Below are 17,832 nucleotides of genomic sequence, written 5' to 3'. Positions count from 1 at the left end.
CCTGTTAATTCAAATTAGATTTTAAATAAAATTATTGCATCGTATGTGTTAAAATCTTGGGCAGAGTACCTTAGGTTTTACCTCTGGTTTTTTATATTTTTTAATAATATAGTATGCGGCAAGTTCCACCCCGCCACTGTAATTGTTGGCGTTATGCAGGGAAGAAAGGGTTAGGTCATAAGCCAGGCCAACTCTCAGATCTTTATAATCAGCTCCTACAAGAACATTGACGGCGTCACCAAAACGGTATCCCAGTCCGAAATTCAGTTTGAAATCAGGATTGAGCTGGTAGCCGGCCCATCCCTGGAACAAAATTTCCATGGCACTGCCTTCCATTTGCCAGAAAGCTGTTGGGGCAATGCTCCATTTATCAGTTATCGGCATTTCGTATTTTGTATGGGCAGCGAATAATAAGGGGCGCTTCAGTCCATCACCCGTATTCACAAAAGCATAACCTCCTGCGGAATTTTTGGCAAAAGAAATATGGCTTGTGGAAAATCCTATTTCCAGGTTACTTGTTTTATTGACTACGGTACGGAATAACAACCCCGCTGCATAATCAGACAAGGATTTCTTTGGCGCATTAAGCGCAGGGTCACCAATACCTCCGGCACCTCCTCCACCTACACTGGTAGGGAATAATTCACTGGCCTCAATCGCGATGTAGTTATTGCCATTTGGATCAGGCAGAGTTATCTTTCTGGAAGTGCTTCCTGCCTGAATGCCCAGCGTCAGGGTTGATTGTCCTGCTTTATCGAGCCCGAGGTGGTAACTGGCAGAAAGTGCCGCGCGGGTGGTTTCCAGTTTCAGAAAACCTGACTTGTCACTCAAAAAAGAAATACCAACGCCTACCCAGTCCTGCTTTCTGAACCCTTTGATGATTGGGGCATCGGCATAAAAAGAAGGGGTACTGTAGGAACGGGCATTGGAAACGGAAAAAGCCTGGTTCCTGTAAATTCCTCCAAGTCTTAGCGTTCCGGAGAATGCACCTGACAAAGCAGGGTTCATGGTCAGCGGAGACATATTGTACATGGTAAAGTGCATGTCCTGAGCGGTCAGAGACCCCACGAGCAGGCTAAAAGTTAAAAAGAGTAAAGGTTTAATTAGCTTCATAAACATATTTTTGTAGTTCAACCCGAAAGATATACAATTTTAATAAAAAGAAATAGGCCAGATAAAGTTTTAAGAATTTAGAGGCTCTAAAGTAGCCGTTAATCTGAACTTGTCAAAGTTCAATTTGTTTATTTTTAACTAATGTACGACAAAAACATAAAAATGGCCGGTAATGAAGGAAATTATTATCTTTGGCTAATTAAAACAAATTAAATAATGGAACAACAAAAAAATATCAAACCAATCTCTCCGAAGTTTTTATCTACCGCAATTATTGGGTTTATCGTCCTTCTATTGATTATCATGTTTTCGAGCGCTACTTTTTTGACCATTGATGCCGGATTTCGCGGAGTTTTATTCCGCACTTTTGGAGGTGGACTCGATAAAGAACACATTTACACCCCGGGTTTTCATGTGATTGCCCCGTGGAATGACATGTATATTTATGATGTTCGGGAAAAACAGCTTTCCGAACCTATGGAAGTTCTTTCAAGTAACGGACTGAATCTGAAAGTGGATATTTCCATCCGTGTTAACCCGCAACATGACAAAATTGGGGATCTTCATGAAAAATTTGGAACGGATTATCTCACTTCTCTGGTCATTCCCGAATTGCGCTCTACCGCGCGCAGGATTCTGGGAAAGTTTAATCCTGAGGAATTATACTCTACCCGAAGAGATGAAGTACAGGGAATGATCCAGGAGGATCTTGAAAAAACCCTGGGTAAAAATTACATTGATTTGCGGGCATCGCTGATCCGTGAAATCGAACTTCCCGAAAAGGTAAAAACCGCTATTGAAGAAAAAATTGAAGCGGAGCAATTAGCCCTCAAATACAAATACATCCTTCAGCAGGAAAGACAGGAGGCCGAGCGTAAAACCATTGAGGCCCAGGCCAAAGCGGATGCCAACCGAATCCTGAATGCGAGTTTGACGGAGAATATCCTGAGAGACAAAGGTATTGAAGCCACCCTGAAGCTTTCTGAATCACCCAATTCAAAAGTGATTGTAGTCGGCGGGCAAGGTGACGGATTACCGCTGATTCTCGGAGGAAATTAAACTTGTTGCTCGTTGCTGGTTGCTTGTTTCTCGTTACTTGTTACTTGTTACTTGTTACTTGTTGTAGGAATTACAAACCAGCAACCAGCAACCAGCAACCAGCAACCAGCAACCAGCAACCAGCAACCAGCAACCAGCATCCAGCATCCAGCACCCAGCACCCAGCACCCAGCACCCAGCATCCATGTCCCGAAAATTATTATTTCTATTCTTGCTGTTGACTCCTTGCCTCTCGGGAGCACAAGTAAACCATACCTCTTTTCTCCAACCTTCTGATACTTTAAACAAAAACCGATTCTGGTTTACCCTGGGCGGTACTTCCGCGGCTTATACCGGTACGACCTTTGCGCTGTATAATGTTTGGTACAAAAAGTACGACCTGTCCCGTTTCCATACCTTTGACGATTCACGGGAATGGAAAAATATGGATAAAACCGGCCATTTGATCACCACCTATACAGAAGCAAGACTTTGTTATGCCGGGGCACGATGGACCGGTGTGGCTCAAAAAGCTTCCATTTGGACGGGCGTAGGTGTAGGTATGTTGTTACAGTCCAGTCTCGAAATAATGGACGGGTATTCCGCTAAATGGGGCTTTTCCTGGTCGGATATGGGGTTTAATGCATTGGGGGCAACCCTTTTTGCGACCCAACAGTATTTTTGGAATGAGCAACGTTTTATGCTCAAAATATCTTCACCGGCGCTGAATTACCCCGATGTTCCCGTTTATTCTTTGGATGGCCAGTCGGTGACCACTCCTGCGATCCGGGCCAGGGAGCTTTTCGGAACCAATTACGGAGAATTGTTTTTAAAAGATTATAACTCTCTGACTTTATGGCTTTCTTTCAGCCCAAACCTCTTTTTAAGGCAAGACCATCGTTTTTTTCCGGAATGGCTGAATCTTTCCATCGGGTACAGCGCTGAAAATTTATACGGGGGATACGAAAATAGGTGGACCAATGAAGAAGGGGCAACTTTTGTGCTGCCCCCTGATCAGTTTCCCCGCTACAGGCAGGGTTATTTATCTTTGGATGTCGACCTCACGAAAATAAAAACGCGCAGCCGCTTTTTAAGAACGATATTCTATTCTTTCAATTTTATAAAAATTCCTTCTCCCACTTTGGAAATCAATGGTTTGGGAAAAGTGAAGTTTCATGTCTTTCACTGGTGACCGATTATTGAACCACCACTTTTTCAATGAACCTTCCGCTTTGGCCGGTTAGGGAAATGTAATAAATGCCGGCAGGCAACCCTGCTGTCGGCCATTCAATTTGATTTTCCCCAAGGGTTCCCTCAATGATTTCCGCCGCAATTTTGATTCCTGTACCGTTAAATACTTCCAATGTCAGGGCTTCGCTTTCTACGAGGTTGAATTCCAGGTTCAAATGGCTTTCGTGGGTCAGGGGGTTGGGATATACATGAAAGTTGAGGTTTTCTTCCGATGGATCATTAGCCCCGGTAGTCATAAATCCGGTTCTGAACTTACCTGTTGCTGAAAAAGGAATACAGGAAGAATAAGCGCTGTAAGGTTTAACCCTCCAGTAATAGTTCTGATCTTCATCAAGTCCTTCTACCGTTACCGTAGGCTGATCCGTGTTGAATTCAAAGAGCACATAACTAAATGCAGGGAACGGGTTGACCTGTACGATGTAGTGGGTAGCATTGGGGATGGGCTCCCAGGACAGTGTTATGCCCGCTCCCGGGCTGCCGGTAACTTCCGCGAAGGCCGGGCTGGTGAGTTCCACCGCCACATCGGGCATATTCGGCACCTCGTTCTGGTTGTAAAGCAGATTAGGCCGGTCGTCCTCGAGGTTGGTTCGCATGGCCTGGATTTGTTCGTCGGAAAAACGGTTGCTGCAGGCATCATCCGCATAAGACATGAATAAAGAGCCGTCAGAGCGGAAGGTTTGCCCGTTGGGATCTGTCTGAAGCAGGCCGCTTAGGCCATCGACGTTGCAGTTCCAGCGATCGCTCAGATAATCAGGCGGAGTGTCACAAAAACCATCTGCTGCGTTAGTACAATTGCTGCCATTGACTTTTTCCACCTGTTCTCCACCGATGAAGTTAGGGGCAGGAACTCCTGATTCAGGTACTTCTCCTTCCCATCCGTAAAAGGTATGCGGCAGGGACAGGTAATGCCCCACTTCGTGTGCCCAGGTGTGATCTCCAGGCCCTATGCAAGTCTTTTTTAACGCGATTCCGGCAGCATAATAAGCATAACCGCAAGCGCCGGCAGGATCTTCTACGATATAACAGTTGATGGTATTGGAAACATTATTTTGCTGCATCATTTGCCAGCCTGTGTTAAAATTATGGGTGGCGTAGGCTGAATTGTAAATGTACCGGATATCCCCTTCGATAAAAAAACGAATGTTTGACGGGGCAAAATCCTGGTTCAGCGTACAAAAAGCCTTCAGGATGCGTTCCAGGCCAAAAAAACCGGTACCGTCGTTTGTTCCTACCACATGGATGGTTAAAGGTACGAAAAGCACCTCTCCTGTTTTTTCGTATGCTGTGGGGTTAGCCTGGTATTTTTTAAGCCATTCCACTTTTCCATCTTTGGTGGCACACCATTGATCAACATTTTGAGCCATCATCGAGGACGACAGGAGGAACAGCAAAAACAAAAAAGTTGAATACTTTACGAAAAGAAATGCCTTCATACTAGGTTTATTTAACAAACATGAGTCATCCCGAATTTCATCTAATCAGATTAAATTCGGGATTTTTCTTTTACAAAAGAAATAAACCGCAAAATTTAAAACAAGTAACCGCAAAATTTAGAAGTGTTTGGGTCGTGTGTTAGGTGTTTTGCGACAAAAAATGACTTTTTTCCAAAACCCAAACCTTTTGCCCACTCACTTTTACATTTTAAATTCCTTGTTTTACATTTTACATTTAAAAAATACTTCAAATAATCAAAAAATTTCTATTTCAGACAGTTTTTGAAAATTCGGGATGACTCATGTTTGTTTATTTAGCTTTGAATATGTTACAAAATTTTGATGCCATCGCGGGCCGTGTATTTGTTTTATTCGGTAATCGCTACCTTGCGGGTGATCTTTCCTTCAGAGGAATTGACATTGATAAAGTAAATACCGGGAGCTTCTCCGTCCAGGGCAAACTCGTAAATGTTATTCCCTGCTTCAAATATTTGTGCCGGCAATTGTCTGATCACTCTTCCTGTAAGGTCGATCAGGCTCATCTGTCCTTCAAAGGCACTTTCTGCATTCAGCCGGACCCTCAGATTTTCATTATTGGAAACAGGGTTGGGCAAAACTACAAACTCGTCAACTTTCGTCAACTCATTGATGGCGACGGTCGTTCCTGTTTTGAACTTACCATTTATTGAGTAGGTGGCACAGGATCTGGTTTCGTTCACTGCGCGCACTCTCCAATAGTAAGATTTATTCGGTTCCATGGTCACATTTACGGTTTTGGAAGTACCGTAAACAGTTGTTTTATAACGCCAGAAATCCGTGGAGAAAGAGCTTAATCTTGAAATCTCCAGAAAATACTGATTGGCTCCTTCCACCGGAGTCCATTCCAAATGAACGGTATTATAACCCGGCGTCAATTCGTCATTAATAGGGGAAATCAAATCAGGAACCCCGGAAATATCATTATGGGTTGGAATATAATTGGGGCGCACATAATTACGCGCCTGGGTGTTGAGGTCGGTAATGATTAATTCCGATTGCATAGGGGTGAAGGTATAATCATTGGGGTCGCAGGCGAGGAAGTAACTCATAATGTTAACTTCCATTGGATCGACTACAGTTCCTGTCGGATCCATGGTGCCGCCGGTGTAGTTACAGCTATTCCAGCCAAAACCAAAGTTGTAATCAGGAGGCGTATCACAGACCAGGTCTGCTGCTGTTTCGCAATTGCTGCCGTCCTGGCGCTCATTAGGGGTACCCGCAGGAGAATACTGGCCGACCGGATTGCCATGCACTTCAGGATCGTATTGGTCAGGCGTTTCCCAGCCTAAAAACGGGTGGGCAAGACTGAAAAAATGCCCCAACTCGTGGGATAAAGTCTTTTTGAAAAGGCCGAGTTCGTCAATTCTCATAACGAGCCAGTCCGAATTTGGAGAATAGTATCCAAGCGTAGAGGAAACATTTGGAATGCCCCCGGCGTCCTTCACCACAAAAACGTTGATGGCGGCATTGTCTTTGTTGCTGCTCATCAGAAAGGAAGTTCCTTCATGATCGTTGTACATCGTGGTATTGTTAATGTAGTTGAACGGCTTCAGGTAGAATTGAATATCCATAACGGAGTAAGTCTCGTTCAATTCGCACAACTGGTCATATACTTTTTGTTCTGAAACGGCACCGAAACCATCTGATTTGGCTACCAGGTGAAAACGGATGGGAATCCATTGCGTAGATCTCAATCCTATAGGATGGTTGCGTAGGGTCTCCTTGTTGGCCCGGGTTCTTTCCAAAATTTGCATCTGCATATCGAAAGTGGTACCGCAAGGTTCTGTAACTGCTTGTCCGTAACCGGAGCTAACGGAAATCAATCCAAGGATCAGGAGGTTGAATACTTTTTTGAACATAATTATTATCTTTTAAAATGACATTATTTTTGTCGCGGACGCAAAATTAATTAATTAGGTCAAAAGATTGGGGTAAAATGTTTAAATCTTTGGTCATGAGTTTAACAAAGTACTTAAATTTACTACATTTGTGGCAACAACCAAACCTTATTTTTTGTTTTTCAGAAGCAAGTTCATTAACAATTCATTATACAAATAAATAAATCATTATTATGAGTAAAGTAACCGTAATAGGAGCCGGTAATGTTGGAGCCACCGTTGCCAACGTACTTGCCCACAAAGACCTTGTCAATGAAGTGGTGTTGTTGGATATTATGGGAGACCTGGCCCGTGGAAAGGCTTTGGACACCTGGCAGCAGGCACCTATTGATTATTACAGCACCCGTATTAAAGGTACGGATGATTATAAAGATACGGCCAATTCTGACGTAGTGGTCATCACGGCGGGAATCCCCCGTAAACCGGGAATGAGTCGCGACGATTTGATCTCTACCAATGCCAAGATCGTTACCTCCGTGACCAACTCCATCATGGCGCATTCCAAAAACCCGATTATCATCGTGGTGTCCAACCCGTTGGATGTTATGACTTATGCGGCTTATAAAGCTTCAGGTCTTGATTCTTCACGCGTTTTTGGTATGGCAGGTATTCTTGATACAGGCCGCTACCGTGCTTTCCTGGCTGAGGCACTCAACGTTTCTCCAAAAGATATTCAGGCGGTTTTAATGGGAGGTCATGGAGATACTATGGTTCCCCTGCCTCGTTACACCACTGTAGCTGGTATGCCGGTTACGGATATGATCGATGCAGAAAGTCTTGATGCTATTGTGGAAAGAACCAAAGCCGGAGGAGGAGAATTGGTGAAATTGATGGGGACTTCTGCCTGGTATGCCCCGGGAGCGGCAGCCGCACAAATGGTGGAATCTATCCTGCGCAATGAAAACCGTATATTCCCTTGCTGTGTAAGACTTACCGGCCAGTATGGTATTGATGATCTTTACCTTGGAGTACCCGTAAAACTGGGCATCAACGGTATCGAAGAGATCATCGAACTGAACCTGAATGGGGATGAAATGAAACTGCTCGAGGAATCAGCTGCTGCGGTTCGCTCGGTAAAAGATGTTTTTGATAACATGAGCCTCTAACGGTTACTCGTGAAAACCTGAAAATCTACAAATCGTTGGCCGGGGTTGAATATTCCATTCTATGGTGAATAGCCTATTGGACTACCGGCAACGATTTGTGATTTTGTAAGGTAAAATTCTACCTTATATTTTTACTCCTTACGATTTTATGACCCTCCTGATCTTTTGACTGGATCCCAATTGCAAACGGCAGAAATAAACTCCGGACGGAAGGTTATGCATATCCACATTTACCGTATGTGTCCCCGTGGTCAGTTTTTTACTGAATACGGTCATCCGTTCGCTGCCGATGGCATCGAAGATACTCAGGCGTCCCCATTCATCTAATGCTTCAAATGTAACGTTCAGGTTATTCCGGCATGGATTCGGATAACAGTTGAGTTGAAGCTCCATGGTTTTGGTCAGGTCGGGGCCTGTAGCATTTACCGAACATCCGGTAAGGACGGGCAAATACGTAAAATCTTCATAAAGCAATCCCCTCACTTCCGTTTCCGAAACGCCAAACCAATCCATTAAAACGGAACCGTAAATATCACGGAAGTCATGCTGCATGGGTAATCCTTCCGTATTGTCAATGTCAGCAGTGATTTCGGGATTATCTCCGAAGATCAGCGGATTGACACAGGAGCCGAAGAGCAGCATCGGGGCAGCGGTGCCGTGATCGGTTCCTAAACTTTCGTTGGATCTTATCCTTCTTCCGAATTCTGAGAAAGTCATCGAAAATACCCGTTCATCCAATCCCTGGGCCAGCAGGTCTGCCTGGAAAGCGGCCATGGCATCTGATAAGGTTTGGAGCAGCTGGGCGTGATCCCCTACAGCGGTGTCTCCCGCGTCCACCTGATTGGCATGTGTATCAAAGCCGCCAAGACTTACAATGTACACTTTTGTCTGGAGGCCTCCGCCGATCAGCAAAGCCACATTTTTAAGCTGCTGCGCCAGGTCATTGCCTTCCGGGTAGTCCACCATGTTGGAACCCAGACCGGCAGCACCGGTAATGGTTTCTCCGTAAGCATTGGATTGAGTGATGGCAATTCTCAGGAAGGCCAGTTCTTCCCCATAAGGAGTATCCGGTAAAGTTCCGGGCTCTCCTTCCGTTAAAGGTGAGAGGTTGAAAGGATCATTCAGGGTTAGACTGAAATTGGAAGCCGTGCCCTGGCATGTCTCGGAAACCGTTCTGCCCATGGTAATGGCGAAGGGATCGGGATAGGTGTCGTTTGGATATCCTTGCGGATAATCAGGGTACAAACTCTGGAAATAGCGGCCCATCCATCCGGTAGTCCAGGTTTCTTCGGCAGGCGATCCGGAGGTCCAAATGTCGGTGGATCTGAAATGGGAACGATTCTGGTTTGGATAGCCGACCGCCTGCATGACCGCCAGGCGACCGTCGTTGTAAAGGTTATGGACGCCGGTCATGATCGGGTGTAAACCCACCTCATCGGTGAGGGCCAATACACTTGATTCCGGGATCATGATATTGCTTCTTACTGCGGCAATCCCGTCATACTGATCTCTTGGGATGACCATGTTGAGTCCGTCATTTCCTCCATTGAGGCGTATTAATACCAACACCCGATCGGATTCATTCATGGAATTAAACAGGGTGGATTTAGGCATGGCCGACAATTTCATTCCGTTGAGTAAAACAGGAACCGTCATAGCTGCGCCGGCTGTCTGAAGAAATTTTCTTCTTTTCATAAGTTATATTTTTGAACAGTGTTACTTCTGTTTTTGAAGCCCTGTGTTGATTAATGATAAATGCGTTTTCCGATGGCAGTGACCGTTCATTGGATCCGTTGTCCTGCCCACTCCTTTCTTTTCCCTAACTCAGATAAAATTCCGGCATGGCCAGCATGGTTTTCAGCAGGTTGTCGAGGCGCGAAGCGATGGATGCTCCGAGTGCTGTATTCTCGGGATTGGCCTCATAGTCGCTGTATTCGACGGTCCATTCGTAGTCGGGTTGCCCGGCCAGCAGCGTTTCCTTAAGAACGGCATGTTGCCCCGGGGTTATTGGCTGTGGGAAAAACATTTTCACAAATTCATCAATCACGCTGTCCGGATTATAAGGGTCATTGAGCAGGGTCATCAGATGGAGGGAATCGATCTTGATTTTTTGCCCGCCATAGGTAAAACCGTTGCTCGTCATCTGATCGGTAAAGGCCATCCGGGCCTGGAGGGTGGTGGCATTGATCCAAATCCTGAAATACCCGGGCTCCTGGTAATAGGCCTTCCATCCTGCCACACTTGGCGGGTCGTAATAGCCCATTTCCATCCCCTCGGAAAGCGGGAGCAGTCTGCGCCACACATTGTAATTGTTGAAAAGAGAATTAACAGGAGGAATCGCCGTTTCAGGCGTTTTTAACGTGGAAAGGATGAAATCAATAGGATTTTTGATCACAGGGCCAATGCTGAGGATGTCATAAAAATGAGCACTCCCCAGCAAAGCTCTCAATACCGGTTCTATTTCATAATCATTCTCAATCAGCAACAGAGCCATAGGTTCGATGACATTGACCTCGGCATTGTCGTCGATGACATAATAAACGAACCAGCGGTATAATTTTCGACAGATAAACCGCGCTACTTCATCCTGCTGGAATATGATGTCGATAAGATAACGATATTCATCGGGCCCCATGTCGGGAATTTCAGCATTATTAAAATGAGCGGATAAAGTTTTAGTGGTCGTGTCATGTCTTGAGGGCACAAATTCCGAACTCATCGGGACGTCGGGATTATTGGTGCGATATCCTCTGTCTCTCCAGCCGGTGAGGACCTTTGCCAGGGCCTGAACATCTTCTTCCGTGTAATTGGAATAATCTCCGGGTCCGATCAGAGGCCCTTTGCCGACAGTAAACAACTCCAGCACTTCCCGTGCATAATTCTCATTGGGTGCATTTTTGGTGTTTTGATTCCCGTTGAGAAACCTCAACATGGCTGGGTCAATGGTGATTTCTTTGATCAGGTTGCGGAAATTGCCCCAGGCAAACGAACGGAGTAAATTGATGTACCGGTAGGTGAATTTCGGATCATTGACATTGGCTACGGAAAAGTGGTTGTGCCAGAACAAAGTGAGTTTTTCCCTGATAGACACCCCTTCGTTGAGCATCAGTCCCATGGTCCAGCCATTAAGGCTTTGGTAGCGGTAGAAAAAAAGATTGACGTCCTGTGAGTAGGGTTGATCGATCCAGGTAGCCCCCACGGGAACGTTAGGATCTTCTTCAAAATAATAGTTGACCGGGGGAGGCGGTAAAGGTGTGTTTTCAAATAATTGATCAACCGTAGCCTCCAGTCCGGCCGTCACGGCCTGATTCATTTGGGGGTAAGTCGGACCGAAAGTGGTACGACGCAATAAATGAGCTGCTTTTTCAAAATCCCACTGGCCTGAAAAAGGTTCGAGACCGGTATTGACGGTAAAAACAGGAGCCTTGGCCAGTCGGTCGTCGGTTTGGTGTTTATTACCGCTGAAAATGGCAGCAAGCGTAGATCTTCTGTCCATGAAATTAGGTTTTAAGATTTAAGGAATGAAGGATTTCGCCTTTTGACCTGTCAAAGCGATAAAGGTTTAATTTTATAAGTGAATTTAGGAAATGACTTTGAAAAAGCTGTAAATTTGCCTGCTTATTATCCGATTATTAAATCAAAAATTAGATCCATGAACAGGTTTTTAATTGCATTAACACTGATCAGTGTCACACTTTTTTTGAGTTGTAATGGTGAGCAGGGCAATAATACCCCCGCTCAGGCTGGTGCTGCCGAGCAGCAGTCTGGTTCCCAACAACCTAAAGTACAAGGATATGCCAACAAACCGAAGGCTGTCGAAGATTCCCGCTATGCCCGATTGCTTGTTTTGAATTACTGGGTTTTTGAAAAATATTACCATCCTGAAAAACCCAAAAAAGATCTTGGGAAAGGCCGATGGTTTAAATTCGAAAAGGATGGTTCTTTTGTCAGCGGCCGGTGGGAAGATCAAACGGCTTCAGGAAGCTGGCGTTTATACACCAGGGAAAATAAACAATTCATCCTACTCGACTCTACCAACGACAAGGAAGATGCTGAATTTGAGATCCAGGCCATCAATGGCGATGAAGATACCATGGCCTGGGTGGGAACGGAAGCTTACCCGGAATTCAAACCGGTCAGTTTGATCATTACCAATTTATTGTCTATTCCTACGAAGGCGCAATTTGGCGTTCAGTAACAAAAAAGGTGGTTGCCCGGCAGCTCTTTCAAACAGCTGTCAGGCAACCACATCTTATCTTTCAGGAATTTCTTAAAAAAGCTTAGAAGCGTTTGCTCACGCCCAGGTTGAGTAAAGAAATGCCGTATCCTACTTCTCCCAAAATGCTGAAGGAAGGATTTAGGGCATATTTTGTGCCAATGAACGCAGACATCATGATACCGCCACGGCACGGATCAAACCGTTTGTGTTTTTTTAATTTTTCAATATCCCCATCCATTACCTCAATATTGGTATGGGTGTAATTCATTCCCAATCCCCCGTACACATCCCATCGTTCGAATTTTGTGGAGTGCACCGCAAAACGTCCGCCGATCATCGAAAATTTGGTGTTAAAAGTCATGGGTTTTCCGTCCCTCAATAAATCAGGGGTGGACATTGCCTGCGTGAAGCCGCCAAAAAAACCGGCACTGAATCTTTCATTGATCCGGTATTCCACCCGCAGACCAATAGGAGGCACCTCGGATCTGGAAATATCTTTAACAAAGGTAGGAAGTAGTCCGATGCTGACGGAGGTTTCAAAATATGGATAATTCATAGGCTTGAATTTCTCCGTCTGTGCATCGGCTATTTGGAAAGTAATTAATAAAAAAGCCAGAGAGAGCAGCGTTTGATTTTTCATCGTTTTAAGGTTTAAGGTTAAGAATTACCTGCTTTCCAGGCAAACCAACTCTAAACACAGCATTGAAAATGCTTGGGTAAGGTAAATAGCCAGGAGAGCGTAGGATTAAATATCAGAGAGAAATTGTTTTCATGGTTTCTTTGATTTTTTTTGAGCGCTTTATGCTCGTTTTAATTTTGTTTTTTGAGGTTATTTATATGGACGGTAGTTGTCGACCGGGCGTTGGGATTTTTAAATTATTTAACAATATTTTCACAGTTTTTCCAAAAGCAAGACTTGTTGTTGAGCTTCTTTATTCAAAATTAAGGTCAAATGGTTTTTCGTGCCAGCCTGTCCTTTTTAAAAATCAGGTTTCTGATTTGATTGACTGACGCATGGTTGCTTTGGGTACCCTTGTCCAAACTCCTGATAAATCAGACACCCCCCACATTCTCTCCCCCTATGCTCAAATAAATAAAAATTAGTATAAGTTATTGATTTTTAAACATAAAATACTGTTTTTCAGTTTGTTAATTCATTTTTTCGTACTTTGCCAAATGCTCAATTGTCATTAAAATGACACTGATTTTTTTAAAAAAACCCAAAGCCTTTTTTTAATCACTTTCAAATCAGTTACTTTGCAAAAATTTTTCTGATGGCCAATTATATTACCTCAATTTTGAACCATGCTCTGAATTTCAGTAACGCGAGGAATTTTGAAGAGGGAAAAGCTATGTTCAAAAAGAGGGCACTTGAACTCATCTACCTGAATATCGCGGGAGAAACGGCCAGTTTTGCCGTTCAGGGTACACGTTTGTATCATGTTGATATTTACCGGTTTGTTACAGGGGGCGTCCAGACGAACTGCAATTGCCCTTACGATTGGGGAGGTCTTTGCAAACATGAGGTGGCCAGCCTTTTATATCTCGCACAGCATTTGAAAGGGGATGAAGAAAATGGTGATGAAATGAACCGGCCGATCCAACAATTTGGCGTAAAGCGAAATGCCAATACTCCTTTTTTAATAGAGAATCATTTGCCTTTTGATCAGCTGAATCTGAGATTGCATATCGCTCCGATGGAAGTGCAGGTGGTCAGGAATGTTCGTTCGGTTGAGTTTAAGGATTTTATTAATAATACGTTGAGGTATCATGTGGAAGTCTGGAACCACAGTGCTTCTTTTTATGACAGAGAACAACATTTTGAGGTTTTACTGAAAGAGGAAGGGGATTCATTAAGCGTTAAATGCACCTGTGACCGGAAGGTCGAGCAACTGTGTGGTCACGGTTATGCTGCACTGCAATACGTTCAGGAATACTGCGAACCTGATTTTCTTAAGGTGTTGAATCCCGGGGCACTGGAAAAACTCAAAAAAGAAGCCAGCAAACAAAGTGGTATTCCTCTTGAGGTGTTTGATGATTATTTTAAAATAGTGGTGACAGGCAAAGGCGTAAAGACAGAATCAGTAAACCTGGGGCAGGGATTTATGCCAGGCCAAAGGCTGAAAACCCTTGACCTGGATAAAGAAACGGGAGCCAGTAAATGGGAAAGGCAGAAGATTAGCTTACCTGTTCATTTATCGCAGGAAGAGGAGGAAGTATATTTTTTGGGTTTTGCCATTGCTTTTTATGATTACGATTTTGACCCGAAGGTGCCTACCATTGATATTAAACCCTTTATGGCCAGAAAGGGTAAGATCACCACATTAAAAAACTTCGCTGAATACGATCCGGCCAAAAATGTTGAAGTTTCTGATGCACAGGCATTAATTCTACATAAAATTGAAGAACTCGAAGAATTGACGGACGCCAGCTTTGAAGAGGTGGAACAACGTAAAATGATCTTTTATAAAATAAAAGAGTTGTTCATTCTCCTGGAAAAGGAATCTTTTACCTTTCTCCAGCATAAATCTACTGGGAGAGCCAAAATATCAAAGAATGACTTAAAGGAAATTTCTTTTTCTTCGGAAGAAGTTGAAGTGTTTTTGGAATTGAGGGAAGAGCCTTATTTCTACACTTTGGTGACCATGCTTAATATTGGTACTCAAAAAGTGGATTTATCCCAAAATGCAGACAGGGTAAAATTACTGCCTTATTTTGCAATAGAATATGCAGGGACACTTAATTTGTATAAAAACCTCGAACAGGCCCTTATTGCCAAACAGGTGATGGTTCAAACCCCGGTATTAAAAACGGCAAAAAAGGATTTTGATGCTTTTTTCGAAAAAGTAATCTTTCCGCTTTCTAAATATTTCCCGGTAAAAATTACAGAAATGGCCCATCTTGAAAAGAAAACCATCCATCTGGAACCACAAAAACGAGAAATTTACCTGACGGAACTGGCTAATTTTGTTTTGATACAACCAGTGGTTCAATACGATCATCAGGTGAGCCAGAATATCAAAGAACCGAATGCCATTCTCAAAAGAGAAGGAAAAGTAATAGTACAGTACCTGAGAGATCTCGATTACGAGGAAGAGTACCAGACTTTTTTGAATCAGTTACACGAGGCATTTGAAAGGCAAACCCACAGCCCTTATCACTTCCTGACTTACGATGATTTCATAAAAAGAGGCTGGATCTTCGAGGCTTTTGAAAAATTAAAAAAAGCGGGCATCGAGGTATTTGGGGTCAACGAACTTAAAGGACTCAAAGTTTCACCGCATAAAGCCAATATCAATACCCACCTCAAATCAGGGCAGGACTGGTTTGATGTGAAAATCAGCGTAACCTTTGGCGATTATGAAGTCAAACTCAGCGAGGTGAGAAAAGCCGTGCTCAAAAAGGAAAGATATGTAAAACTGGGGGATGGTAAACTCGGACTTTTGCCGGAGGAATGGGTAGAAAAATTGTCTAAATACTTCAGGGCAGGGGAGACGGACAGGGAAGGCGTTAAAATTTCCAAACTTAAATTCAGCCTGATCGACGAATTGTTTGGGGACATCGATAATGAACAGATATATAGGGAGATCGCTGAAAAGAAGGCCCGGCTGCTTGCTTTCAAAGAAATTAAAACCGTGGAATTGCCGGAAGGCGTTACCGCGGAACTGAGAGGATACCAGAAAGAAGGTTTCAACTGGCTGAACTTCCTGGATGAATTTGAATGGGGGGGGATCCTCGCGGATGATATGGGACTTGGAAAAACGGTTCAGATCCTTAGCTTTTTAATGAAACAGGTGAATCTGATCCGTAAGCCCAACCTTGTCGTTATCCCTACTTCTCTTTTGTTTAACTGGGAAAATGAAATCAATAAATTCACCCCTTCCCTGAAATTTTTGATCCATTACGGCACCGACCGCAGGAAAGATGCAGATGACTTCAGCGATTTTGACCTCATCATCACCTCCTATGGCATTATGGTCAAGGATATCGAAATGCTCAGTGCCTATGAGTTCAATTACATTGTACTGGATGAGTCCCAGGCCATCAAAAACCCGTTGTCGCTCCGGTATAAGGCGGCCTGTGTGTTGAGGGCCCGCAACAGGCTTACGATGACGGGAACCCCCGTAGAAAATAATACTTTTGACCTTTATGCCCAGATCAACTTTCTGAATCCCGGTTTCCTGGGCAGCCAACCTTTTTTTAAGGAACAGTATTCCATACCGATCGACAGGGACGGGGATGAGGAAAGGGCAGGGGAGTTGCAGCGCCTGATCAATCCTTTTTTATTACGCAGGACAAAGGAGATCGTTGCCAAGGAATTGCCCCCTAAAATTGAAGACATTATTTATTGTGAAATGCCTGATGACCAATGGAAGGTGTACGAAGCCTATAGGAATAAATACCGTGATTTATTGCTTAATCGGATTGAGCAGGATGGCATGGAAAGAAGTAAAATGTATGTGTTGGAAGGCCTGATGAAATTGCGTCAGATCTGCGATACGCCGGAACTTTTGAGTGATATGGAAGACTATGGTAAATCATCGGTCAAAATTCAAGTGCTCATGCAGCACATCCTCGAGAAAACCGGCAATCACAAGATCCTGATTTTTTCACAGTTTGTTAAGATGCTGCGGGTGATCGAAAAAGAATTGAAGGCAGAAGGGGTACATTACGAATACCTTGACGGTCAGTGTACCAAAAAGCAGCGACAGGCAAGCGTGGAGAATTTCCAGGAGAACGAGGATTGCAGGGTCTTCCTCATCAGTCTCAAAGCCGGGGGCACCGGGCTCAACCTCACCGCTGCCGATTACGTTTATATCGTCGATCCATGGTGGAACCCTGCCGTAGAAAACCAGGCCATCGACCGTTGTCACCGTATTGGCCAGGACAAACACGTGATCGCATACCGCATGATCTGTAAAAATACGGTCGAGGAAAAGATTATGAAATACCAGGCCAAAAAACTCAAGATCGCCTCCGACATCATTACAACGGATGAGAGCTTTATGAAACAATTGGGCAAAGCGGATATTGCAGAGTTGTTTGGGTGATCAGGGAGGTCTTAGGAATAAAATATTGACACCAAAAAAATCCCGACTTTCCATTTTTGAAAAGTCGGGAATTACAAAAAAACACCTGGCATCCGGGGGCTTTGGTTTCGGGGAAAGGGATTTATGCGTTCCGTAAGGAACCCTAAACTCGGGATAAGTGAGTTGGTACTGGTTTTTTTAGTTATACCGTCATGTTTTCCGGAAACCTTTCAGGCCCGGATCAAGGCAAATGATTGCCGTTCAGTCGTTAATTCAATGCAGGCTCTTTTTTATTCTTTTCCTGTAAATCGAAGTACCTGGTGATCAGGTCAGGGACTTTTTCAAAAGCTGCTGTAAGTCCAGTGTTGGATTTTGTGGAAACGAATTCTACTTTGTCTGCTTTTGAAACGAGAAATCCGATGGGTTCGATGGTTACTCCTGCTCCGGCGCCTCCGCCTTCAGCATGGGTGTCTTTGGTGGCGTCTCCTTCGGCAGCTCCCGTGCCGAATCCCATACCTACATGGATCACAGGGATGCAGGAAAATTCACCGAGCATGAAAGGCTCGCCCACAATGGTTTCGGTTTTAGCTTCAGTTTTAATGAAGTCAGTGATTTTGTCCAGTAATTCTTCAAAATGAAATTTCATGATAAACGATTTTGGTTAAATAATATGAATTGGATTGAATTCGGGTTGCAAATTTTTGA

Annotated in this window: 12 protein-coding genes; 5 read left to right on the top strand and 7 right to left on the bottom strand. The window is 44.0% G+C overall.

Going from position 1 to position 17,832, the window contains the following annotated elements:
* Positions 1-48: 48 nt before the first annotated feature.
* A complete protein-coding gene (locus tag H6571_07740; GenBank protein MCB9323620.1) occupies positions 49-1,113 on the bottom strand; it encodes a PorP/SprF family type IX secretion system membrane protein in 1,065 nt (354 codons plus the stop codon).
* A gap of 216 nt (positions 1,114-1,329) precedes the next feature.
* Here H6571_07740 and H6571_07735 point away from each other — a divergent pair, with 216 nt between their 5' ends.
* Both H6571_07735 and H6571_07730 read left to right on the top strand, forming a co-directional pair.
* A complete protein-coding gene (locus H6571_07735) occupies positions 1,330-2,172 on the top strand; it encodes a prohibitin family protein (GenBank protein ID MCB9323619.1) in 843 nt (280 codons plus the stop codon).
* A gap of 184 nt (positions 2,173-2,356) precedes the next feature.
* Entirely contained in the window at positions 2,357-3,343 is a 987-nt protein-coding gene (locus H6571_07730) for a DUF2279 domain-containing protein (protein ID MCB9323618.1), read from the top strand.
* A 4-nt stretch (positions 3,344-3,347) separates the two neighbouring features.
* Here the strand turns inward: H6571_07730 and H6571_07725 are convergent, their stop codons facing one another.
* Together H6571_07725 and H6571_07720 are read right to left on the bottom strand one after the other, a co-directional pair.
* A complete protein-coding gene (locus H6571_07725; GenBank protein ID MCB9323617.1) occupies positions 3,348-4,835 on the bottom strand; it encodes a T9SS type A sorting domain-containing protein in 1,488 nt (495 codons plus the stop codon).
* Positions 4,836-5,203: 368 nt separating this feature from the next.
* Positions 5,204-6,733: a T9SS type A sorting domain-containing protein gene (locus H6571_07720; protein ID MCB9323616.1), complete on the bottom strand. Its 1,530-nt coding sequence runs from the start codon at positions 6,731-6,733 to the stop codon at positions 5,204-5,206.
* A gap of 212 nt (positions 6,734-6,945) precedes the next feature.
* On the opposite strand from H6571_07720, the gene mdh reads away from it, so the two are divergent.
* Positions 6,946-7,878 (top strand): malate dehydrogenase, encoded by a 933-nt coding sequence (gene mdh, locus H6571_07715; protein MCB9323615.1) that lies wholly within the window; start codon positions 6,946-6,948, stop codon positions 7,876-7,878.
* Positions 7,879-8,016: 138 nt separating this feature from the next.
* On the opposite strand, the gene H6571_07710 is transcribed toward mdh, so the two are convergent.
* Complete coding sequence (locus H6571_07710) at positions 8,017-9,573, bottom strand: DUF1501 domain-containing protein (GenBank protein MCB9323614.1); 1,557 nt, start codon at positions 9,571-9,573, stop codon at positions 8,017-8,019.
* Positions 9,574-9,697: 124 nt separating this feature from the next.
* Positions 9,698-11,374 (bottom strand): DUF1800 domain-containing protein, encoded by a 1,677-nt coding sequence (locus tag H6571_07705; GenBank protein ID MCB9323613.1) that lies wholly within the window; start codon positions 11,372-11,374, stop codon positions 9,698-9,700.
* A gap of 156 nt (positions 11,375-11,530) precedes the next feature.
* Between H6571_07705 and H6571_07700 the strand changes: the two genes are divergently transcribed.
* Entirely contained in the window at positions 11,531-12,076 is a 546-nt protein-coding gene (locus H6571_07700) for a hypothetical protein (GenBank protein ID MCB9323612.1), read from the top strand.
* Between the two features lie 82 nt (positions 12,077-12,158).
* Here the strand turns inward: H6571_07700 and H6571_07695 are convergent, their stop codons facing one another.
* The gene (locus H6571_07695; protein MCB9323611.1) at positions 12,159-12,737 is read right to left on the bottom strand and encodes an outer membrane beta-barrel protein; all 579 of its coding nucleotides are present in this window, start codon (positions 12,735-12,737) and stop codon (positions 12,159-12,161) included.
* A gap of 634 nt (positions 12,738-13,371) precedes the next feature.
* On the opposite strand from H6571_07695, the gene H6571_07690 reads away from it, so the two are divergent.
* Positions 13,372-17,148, top strand: a complete 3,777-nt coding sequence (locus H6571_07690; GenBank protein ID MCB9323610.1) for a helicase SNF2 — start codon at positions 13,372-13,374, stop codon at positions 17,146-17,148.
* Between the two features lie 247 nt (positions 17,149-17,395).
* Here H6571_07690 and H6571_07685 read toward each other — a convergent pair whose 3' ends face one another.
* Positions 17,396-17,773: a sporulation protein gene (locus H6571_07685; GenBank protein ID MCB9323609.1), complete on the bottom strand. Its 378-nt coding sequence runs from the start codon at positions 17,771-17,773 to the stop codon at positions 17,396-17,398.
* Between the last annotated feature and the right edge of the window lie 59 nt (positions 17,774-17,832).

The sequence above is a fragment of the Lewinellaceae bacterium genome (assembly GCA_020636105.1).
Taxonomy (GTDB): domain Bacteria; phylum Bacteroidota; class Bacteroidia; order Chitinophagales; family Saprospiraceae; genus BCD1.
The sequence above is the reverse complement of the archived record's forward strand: the minus strand, read 5'-3'. Positions and strand labels throughout refer to the sequence as shown.